The sequence below is a fragment of the Actinomadura fulvescens genome (genome assembly GCF_039533225.1).
GTDB lineage: Bacteria > Actinomycetota > Actinomycetes > Streptosporangiales > Streptosporangiaceae > Spirillospora > Spirillospora fulvescens.
The window spans coordinates 1-8,854 of sequence record NZ_BAAATD010000036.1 but is presented as its reverse complement, the minus strand read 5'-3'; the positions used below and the strand labels follow the sequence as shown (position 1 = coordinate 8,854).

Sequence of the window (8,854 nt, the reverse complement as noted above, 5' to 3'; positions counted from 1 at the left end):
GTGCCTGGTTGGAGTTCGAGGTCGACAAGCGCGACAACGTGGGCGTTCGTATCGATCGCAAGCGCAAGCAGCCGGTGACGGTGCTGCTGAAGGCGCTGGGGTGGGACGAGGCCCGGATCCGCGAGCATTTCGGCGGGTATGAGTCGATCAACGTCACGCTGGAGAAGGACCACACCTCCGGGCAGGACGACGCTCTGCTGGACATCTACCGCAAGCTGCGTCCGGGCGAGCCGCCGACCAAGGAGTCGGCGCAGACCCTGCTGGAGAACCTCTACTTCAACCCCAAGCGGTACGACGTCGCCAAGGTCGGCCGCTACAAGATCAACAAGAAGCTCGGGCTCGACCTGGACATGAACCAGGGCACGCTCACCGAGGACGACATCGTCGGGACCATCGAGTACCTCGTCCGGCTGCACGCCGGCGAGGAGGAGGCCACCGTCGGGTCCGCCCCGGTGCCGATCGAGGTCGATGACATCGACCACTTCGGCAACCGGCGGCTGCGTACGGTGGGCGAGCTGATCCAAAACCAGGTGCGTCTGGGTCTGGCGCGGATGGAGCGGGTCGTTCGTGAGCGGATGACCACGCAGGACGTCGAGGCGATCACGCCGCAGACGCTGATCAACATCCGCCCGGTCGTGGCCTCCATCAAGGAGTTCTTCGGCACCTCGCAGCTGTCGCAGTTCATGGACCAGACCAACCCCCTCGCCGGCCTGACGCACAAGCGCCGGTTGTCGGCGCTGGGTCCGGGTGGTCTGTCGCGTGAGCGGGCGGGCATGGAGGTCCGTGACGTTCACCCGTCGCACTACGGCCGCATGTGCCCGATCGAGACGCCGGAAGGCCCCAACATCGGCCTGATCGGCTCGCTCGCCGCGTTCGGGCGGGTCAACCCGTTCGGCTTCGTCGAGACCCCGTACCGCAAGGTCGACAACGGTGTGGTCACCGACCAGATCGACTACCTCACCGCGGACGAGGAGGACCGGTTCGTCGTCGCGCAGGCCAACTCCCTGCTCAACGACGACGGCACGTTCGTCGAGCAGAAGGTCCTGGTCCGCAAGAAGGGCGGCGAGGTCGAGCTGATCCCGCCGGGCGAGGTCCAGTACATGGACGTCTCGGCGCGCCAGATGACCTCGGTCGCGACGGCGATGATCCCGTTCCTGGAGCACGACGACGCCAACCGGGCGCTGATGGGCTCCAACATGCAGCGCCAGTCGGTGCCGCTGCTGCGCAGCGAAGCACCACTGGTCGGCACGGGCATGGAATACCGCGCCGCCGTCGACGCCGGTGACGTGATCACCGCCGAGAAGGCCGGTGTGGTCGAGGAGGTGTCGGCCGACTACGTGACCGTCATGAACGACGACGGCACGCGGACGACCTACCGGGTCGCGAAGTTCAAGCGGTCCAACCAGGGCACCTGCTTCAACCAGAAGCCCATCGTCGAAGAGGGCCAGCGGGTCGAGCTCGGGCAGGTCGTCGCCGACGGCCCGTGCACCGACCAGGGTGAGATGGCGCTCGGCAAGAACCTGCTCGTGGCGTTCATGCCGTGGGAGGGTCACAACTACGAAGACGCGATCATCCTGTCGCAGCGGCTGGTGCAGGACGACGTCCTGTCCTCGATCCACATCGAGGAGCACGAGGTCGACGCCCGTGACACCAAGCTGGGCCCGGAGGAGATCACTCGGGATATCCCGAACGTCTCCGAAGAGGTCCTGGCCGACCTGGACGAGCGCGGCATCATCCGCATCGGCGCCGACGTGGTGCCCGGTGACATCCTGGTCGGCAAGGTCACGCCCAAGGGCGAGACCGAGCTGACGCCTGAGGAGCGGCTGCTGCGCGCGATCTTCGGTGAGAAGGCCCGCGAAGTACGCGACACCTCGCTGAAGGTGCCGCACGGTGAGCAGGGCAAGGTCATCGGCGTGCGGGTGTTCTCGCGCGACGAGGGCGATGAGCTGCCGCCGGGTGTGAACGAGCTGGTCCGGGTGTACGTGGCGCAGAAGCGCAAGATCACCGATGGGGACAAGCTGGCCGGTCGTCACGGCAACAAGGGCGTCATCTCCAAGGTGCTGCCGGTCGAGGACATGCCGTTCCTCGAAGACGGCACCCCGGTCGACATCGTCCTCAACCCGCTGGGCGTCCCCGGTCGTATGAACGTGGGACAGGTCCTGGAGACCCACCTCGGCTGGGTCGCCAGCCGCGGCTGGAAGGTCGAGGGCGACGACGCCGACTGGAAGAAGGCCCTCAAGGCCATCGGCGCCGACGAGGCCGGGCCGTGGACCAACACCGCGACGCCGGTGTTCGACGGTGCCCGCGAGGACGACGTCACCGGCCTGATCGAGAGCACCCTGCCCAACCGCGACGGCGACCGCCTGGTCGGTCCGGGTGGTAAGGCGCGGATGTTCGATGGCCGTACCGGTGAGCCCTACAAGGACCCGATCTCGGTCGGCTACATCTACATCCTCAAGCTGCTGCACCTGGTCGACGACAAGATCCACGCTCGTTCGACCGGACCGTACTCCATGATCACCCAGCAGCCGCTGGGCGGTAAGGCCCAGTTCGGCGGCCAGCGCTTCGGCGAGATGGAGGTCTGGGCCCTGGAGGCCTACGGCGCGGCCTACGCGCTGCAGGAGCTGCTGACGATCAAGTCCGACGACGTACTGGGCCGCGTGAAGGTCTACGAGGCCATCGTCAAGGGCGAGAACATCCCCGAGCCCGGCATTCCCGAGTCCTTCAAGGTCCTCATCAAGGAAATGCAGTCACTGTGCCTCAACGTCGAGGTGCTCTCCAGCGACGGCATGTCCATCGAGATGCGAGACACCGACGAGGACGTCTTCCGCGCGGCGGAAGAGCTCGGCATCGACCTGTCCCGGCGTGAGCCGAGCAGTGTCGAAGAGGTCTGATCAACTCAAGGGGAAACAAGTTGCTTGACGTCAACTTCTTCGACGAGCTTCGCATCGGTCTGGCGACCGCCGACGACATCCGCCAGTGGTCGCACGGCGAGGTGAAGAAGCCGGAGACGATCAACTACCGGACCCTCAAGCCGGAGAAGGACGGGCTCTTCTGCGAGAAGATCTTCGGTCCGACCCGGGACTGGGAGTGCTACTGCGGTAAGTACAAGCGCGTCCGGTTCAAGGGCATCATCTGTGAGCGCTGCGGCGTCGAGGTGACCCGTGCCAAGGTGCGCCGTGAGCGGATGGGCCACATCGAGCTGGCCGCGCCCGTCACGCACATCTGGTACTTCAAGGGCGTCCCGTCACGCCTGGGCTACCTGCTCGACCTCGCCCCGAAGGATCTCGAAAAGATCATCTACTTCGCGGCGTACATGATCACGAGCGTCGACGCCGAGCGTCGCGACCGTGACCTGCCGACCCTCGAGGCGCACATCTCGGTGGAGCGGCAGCAGATCGAGCAGGCCCGCGACGCCCAGGTCGAGGCCCGCCAGCAGAAGCTGGAGGGCGACCTGGCGGAGCTGGAGGAGGCCGGGGCCAAGGCCGACCAGAAGCGCAAGGTGCGCGACGGCGCCGAGCGGGAGATGAAGCAGCTGCGCGACCGCGCGCAGCGCGAGATCGACCGTCTCGACGAGGTCTGGAACCGCTTCAAGAACCTCAAGGTCCAGGACCTTGAGGGCGACGAGATGCTCTACCGCGAGATGCGGGACCGCTTCGGCAAGTACTTCGAGGGGGGCATGGGCGCCGCGGCGATCCAGGCCCGCCTGGAGAACTTCGACCTCGACGCGGAGGCCGAGCGCCTGCGCGACATCATCCGCACCGGCAAGGGCCAGAAGAAGGCCCGTGCCCTCAAGCGGCTGAAGGTCGTCTCGGCGTTCCTCAACACCCGCAACAGCCCGCTGGGCATGGTGCTCGACTGCATCCCGGTGATCCCGCCGGACCTGCGTCCGATGGTGCAGCTGGACGGTGGCCGCTTCGCGACCTCCGACCTGAACGACCTGTACCGCCGCGTGATCAACCGGAACAACCGGCTCAAGCGCCTGCTCGACCTGGGCGCGCCCGAGATCATCGTCAACAACGAGAAGCGCATGCTTCAGGAGGCCGTCGACGCGCTGTTCGACAACGGCCGCCGCGGCCGGCCCGTCACCGGGCCGGGCAACCGCCCCCTGAAGTCGCTCTCCGACATGCTCAAGGGCAAGCAGGGCCGGTTCCGGCAAAACCTGCTGGGCAAGCGCGTCGACTACTCCGGCCGTTCGGTCATCGTCGTCGGCCCGCAGCTCAAGCTGCACCAGTGCGGCCTGCCCAAGCAGATGGCGCTGGAGCTGTTCAAGCCGTTCGTCATGAAGCGGCTGGTCGACCTCAACCACGCGCAGAACATCAAGAGCGCCAAGCGCATGGTCGAGCGGGCCCGCCCCGTCGTGTGGGACGTGCTCGAAGAGGTCATCACCGAGCACCCGGTGCTGCTCAACCGCGCGCCGACCCTGCACCGTCTCGGCATCCAGGCGTTCGAGCCGCAGCTGGTCGAGGGCAAGGCCATCCAGATCCACCCGCTCGTCTGCACCGCGTTCAACGCGGACTTCGACGGTGACCAGATGGCCGTGCACCTGCCGCTGTCGGCCGAGGCCCAGGCCGAGGCGCGCATCCTGATGCTCTCGACCAACAACATCCTCAAGCCGTCGGACGGCAAGCCCGTCACCATGCCCACCCAGGACATGGTGATCGGCCTCTACTGGCTGACGACCGAGCGCGAGAACACCGTCGGCGACGGCCGTGCGTTCGGCTCCGTGGCCGAGGCCACCATGGCCTACGACCGCGCCGAACTGGACCTGCAGGCCAAGATCCAGGTTCGGTTCAAGGACGTCCCGCCGCCGCGCGGCTGGCAGGCGCCCGAGGGCTACGAGCCGGGTCAGCCGTACCGCCTGGAGACCACGCTGGGCCGGGCCCTGTTCAACGAGGCCCTGCCCGCCGACTTCCCGTTCGTCAACTACGAGGTCGGCAAGAAGCAGCTCTCGGCGATCGTCAACGAGCTGGCCGAGACCTACCCCAAGGTCGAGGTCGCCAACGCGCTGGACGCCCTCAAGTCCACCGGGTTCCACTGGGCCACCCGGTCGGGCGTCACCATCTCCATCGAGGACGTGGTGACCCCGCCCAACAAGGCCTCGATCCTGCAGGGCTACGAGAACCGCGCCGACAAGGTGCAGCGGGAGTACAACCGCGGTCTGATCACCGACGATGAGCGCAAGCAAGAGCTCATCATGATCTGGAACGAGGCCACCGCCGAGGTCGCCGCGGACATGGAGCAGGCCTTCCCCAAGACCAACCCGGTCTGGATGATGGTCAACTCCGGTGCCCGTGGTAACCCGCTGCAGATCCGGCAGATCGCCGGTATGCGCGGCCTGGTGTCCAACCCCAAGGGTGAGACCATCCCGCGGCCGATCAAGTCGTCGTTCCGTGAGGGCCTCTCGGTCGTCGAGTACTTCATCTCGACGCACGGTGCCCGTAAGGGTCTGGCCGACACCGCGCTGCGCACCGCCGACTCGGGCTACCTGACCCGTCGCCTCGTCGACGTGGCCCAGGACGTCATCGTCCGCGAAGAGGACTGCGGCACCGACCGCACGATCCCCTTCTCGGTCGCCGACAAGCTGCCCGACGGCACGCTGGTCAAGCCGGCCACCACCGAGACCGGTCTGGTCGGGCGGACCATCGCCGAGGACGTCGTCGTCGACGGCACGGTGATCTTCCCCGCCGACACCGACCTGTCGGACACCGTGGTGTCCCGCCTGGTCGAGGCCGGTGTGGACACGGTCCGGACCCGCAGTGCCCTGGTCTGCGAGGCCAAGATCGGTGTCTGCGCCGCCTGCTACGGCCGCTCTCTGGCGACCGGCAAGCGCGTGGACGTCGGCGAGGCCGTCGGCATCATCGCCGCGCAGTCCATCGGTGAGCCCGGCACCCAGCTGACCATGCGTACCTTCCACACCGGTGGTGTGGCGGGTGGCGACATCACGCACGGTCTGCCGCGTGTCCAGGAGCTGTTCGAGGCGCGCATCCCCAAGGGTGTCGCCCCGATCAGCGAGGTCGCCGGCCGGGTCAAGATCGACGAGACGGAGAAGACCCGCAAGGTCGTCATCGTCCCCGACGACGGCTCGGACGAGATCGCCTACCAGGTCCCGATGCGCTCCCGCCTCCTGGTCAAGGAGGGCGAGCACGTCGACGTCGGCCAGCAGCTGATCGCCGGTGCGCAGAACCCGCACGAGGTCCTGCGCATCCTCGGCCCCCGCGCCGTGCAGCTCCACCTGGTCCACGAGGTCCAGGAGGTCTACCGGTCGCAGGGTGTGTCGATCCACGACAAGCACATCGAGATCATCGTCCGCCAGATGCTCAAGCGGGTGAACATCCTCGAGTCGGGCGACACCGACCTGCTGCCGGGTGACCTGGTGGAGCGTCCCCTCTTCGAGGAGACCAACCGCTCGGTCGTGGCCGAGGGCGGCTCGCCCGCCGCCGGCCGCCCGGTCCTGATGGGCATCACCAAGGCCTCTTTGGCCACCGAGTCCTGGCTCTCGGCCGCCTCCTTCCAGGAGACGACGCGAGTCCTGACCGAGGCCGCGATGCACGCCAAGAGCGACCCGCTGCTGGGCCTCAAGGAGAACGTCATCATCGGTAAGCTCATCCCGGCCGGTACCGGCATGCCGCAGTACCGCAACGTCCGGGTCGAGCCCACCGAAGAGGCCAAGGCGGCGGTCTACTCCGTCGGTTCCTACGACGACGGCGCCGAGTACGCCTTCGGCCAGGGTTCCGGCGAGGCCGTCCCGCTGGAGGAGTACGACTTCGGCCAGTACAACCGCTAAACCCGAGGTCTGACGACACGCCGAAAGGCCCCTTCCGCCCCGGAAGGGGCCTTTCGCCTACCCACACCCAACCCCCGTCCACCCCCAAGCCCACCCCGGTCGGCTCTGAGCACATGCCGGGCCTTCACCACCAGGGCCTGAGCCCAGGCCGGGCCTTGACCAGCGGGCCTAAGCACATGCCCGGCCCCTTCACCAGCCGGGTCCGAACACAAGCCCGGCCTCTACCACCCGGGTTCGAGCACACGCCCGGCCTCCGCTAGCCGGGCCTGAGCACAAGCCGGGTCTCCGCCAACCGGGCCTTCGCCAACAACGCCCGAGGACATACGCCGGGCCTGCGCCAGCCGGGGTCCGAGCACATGCCGGGCTTCCACCGGCCGGGTCCGAGCACATGCCGGGCCTGCGCCAGCCGGGTCTGGGCATACGTCGGGCCTCCGTCAACAACGCCCGCGCTGCGCGCGGCCCGGCCTGCGCCAGCTGGGTCCGGGCACACTCTTGGCCTCCGCCAACGACGCCGGCGCCGCGCGGCCCGGGCTTGGGGACAGGCGCGGCTGTGCGCATCGGGGTGGGGTCTTCGGGGTCTGGGACTGCGGAGGCCCCTTCCGGCTGGCGGAAGGGGCCTCGGCGTTGTGGGGGGTGCGGTCGGTCAGGTGCCGAGGTCCACCCAGAAGGCGTCGTGGTCGCTGCCCCACAGGTCCTCGTGGTTATGGCCCTTGATCGGGAGCCTGTTGTCGACGATCGCGTGCTGGACGCTGCCGTCGCTCTTGCGGGTGAACTTCTTCGGGACGCAGCTCTGGACCCTGTCCTTGTTGTAGCGCAGGTTGAGGTCGCCGATCAGGAAGACCCTCTTGCCACGGGCGAACTTGCGCGCGTACACGATGGCCTCCTTGCACTGGTCCAGGGCCACCGACTTGGACTTGTTGGTCAGGTGGGTCGTGCAGGCGACCATGGCCTGGATCTCGCGGCATCCCATGGAACGCTTCTCGGCGCCGCGAACCTGACGGGCGAGCACCCGGTAGTAGGTGCGCGGGGCGTTCTGCCAGGTGAGGACGGCATTGCCGTAGGCCTGCTTGTTCTTGCACCGGGCGGCGCCGCCGGAGGCCTTGTGGGCGGGGAAGAAGGTGTACCTCATGCCGATCGCCTTGGCGATGTTCTGGGCGTCGCGTCCGCAGGCCTCGTTGAGCGTCACCACCCAGGGCTTCCGGCGCCTGATCATTTTGATGGCCGACGTCACGGCCACCCCGCCGCGATAGCACGAGGCGTAGCCGCTGTTGCAGATGTTCATCTGCAGGACCCGCCGATCCCTGCCCAGGGCGGAGGCGCCGTTGTCCGCCGGGGCGGTCTGCCTGGCCGCCGGAGTACTGTGTGCTGCGGCGATGCCAGGGGTGGTCACCACCAGCAGGCCCGTAAGAAAAGTGAGAGCGATGGACCGTGTTCCCATGCGTTGTCTCCTCGGTTGGAGGGGTCGAGGAGCGACCCTAGGGGGCGGCGTTATCGGAGGGCTTCTCATCCGTTAAGTCCGCACCGTCGCCGCTGAGGGCGGGGCCGGGTTTAAGGGTGCGTTCGGGTAGATATAGGGCCTTTGTCCTTATTTGGGTTACCCGTCACCAGATGGGGATGATGAGGTCGCTAACGTGGATATGGGACGAACAGGGGGAACGTGCCATGATGAAGATCATCGCGGCGGGTGTGCTGGGCGTGGTCACGGTGTTCGGCGCCGCAGGGGCGGTTCCGGCGCAGGCCAAGGCACCGCAGACCCAGGACTGCCGTACGTACTCCGGGGTCAAGGTGTGCGGCAAGCTCCAGCTGACCGAAAAGCAGAAGCAGTGCGTCCAGCAGGCGGTCCAGAAGGGGATGACCGACCGCCGCGCTGAGGTGGAGTGCTCTCGATAGCGCGTTCCTACAGGACCGCTTCCCACGTGATGGGGAGCGGTCTTTTTCTATGGGTGTGGTTCGTTTTGAAGGAGAAGCCTGATCACGCGGTGAGGTCGTACTCATCCTGGCGGCGCGTGTGGTGAACACGGTGGTGTTCTTGGGCGAGGTGGTGGCGCCAGTAGGCCAAGAAGTGGC

4 protein-coding genes are annotated in these 8,854 nt (G+C 67.3%); 3 read left to right on the top strand and 1 reads right to left on the bottom strand.

What is annotated here, in order from left to right; translation table 11 throughout:
* Both rpoB and ABD333_RS47170 read left to right on the top strand, forming a co-directional pair.
* On the top strand, nt 1-2,894 hold a 2,894-nt coding region (rpoB, locus tag ABD333_RS47175), incomplete at its 5' end, for a DNA-directed RNA polymerase subunit beta (protein WP_344549470.1).
* A gap of 20 nt (nt 2,895-2,914) precedes the next feature.
* Nucleotides 2,915-6,787: a DNA-directed RNA polymerase subunit beta' gene (locus tag ABD333_RS47170; RefSeq protein ID WP_344549469.1), complete on the top strand. Its 3,873-nt coding sequence runs from the start codon at nt 2,915-2,917 to the stop codon at nt 6,785-6,787.
* A 643-nt stretch (nt 6,788-7,430) separates the two neighbouring features.
* Here the strand turns inward: ABD333_RS47170 and ABD333_RS47165 are convergent.
* Nucleotides 7,431-8,225 (bottom strand): endonuclease/exonuclease/phosphatase family protein, encoded by a 795-nt coding sequence (locus ABD333_RS47165; RefSeq protein ID WP_344549468.1) that lies wholly within the window; start codon nt 8,223-8,225, stop codon nt 7,431-7,433.
* Between the two features lie 224 nt (nt 8,226-8,449).
* On the opposite strand from ABD333_RS47165, the gene ABD333_RS47160 reads away from it, so the two are divergent.
* Complete coding sequence (locus ABD333_RS47160; RefSeq protein ID WP_344549467.1) at nt 8,450-8,677, top strand: hypothetical protein; 228 nt, start codon at nt 8,450-8,452, stop codon at nt 8,675-8,677.
* Nucleotides 8,678-8,854 lie beyond the last annotated feature (177 nt).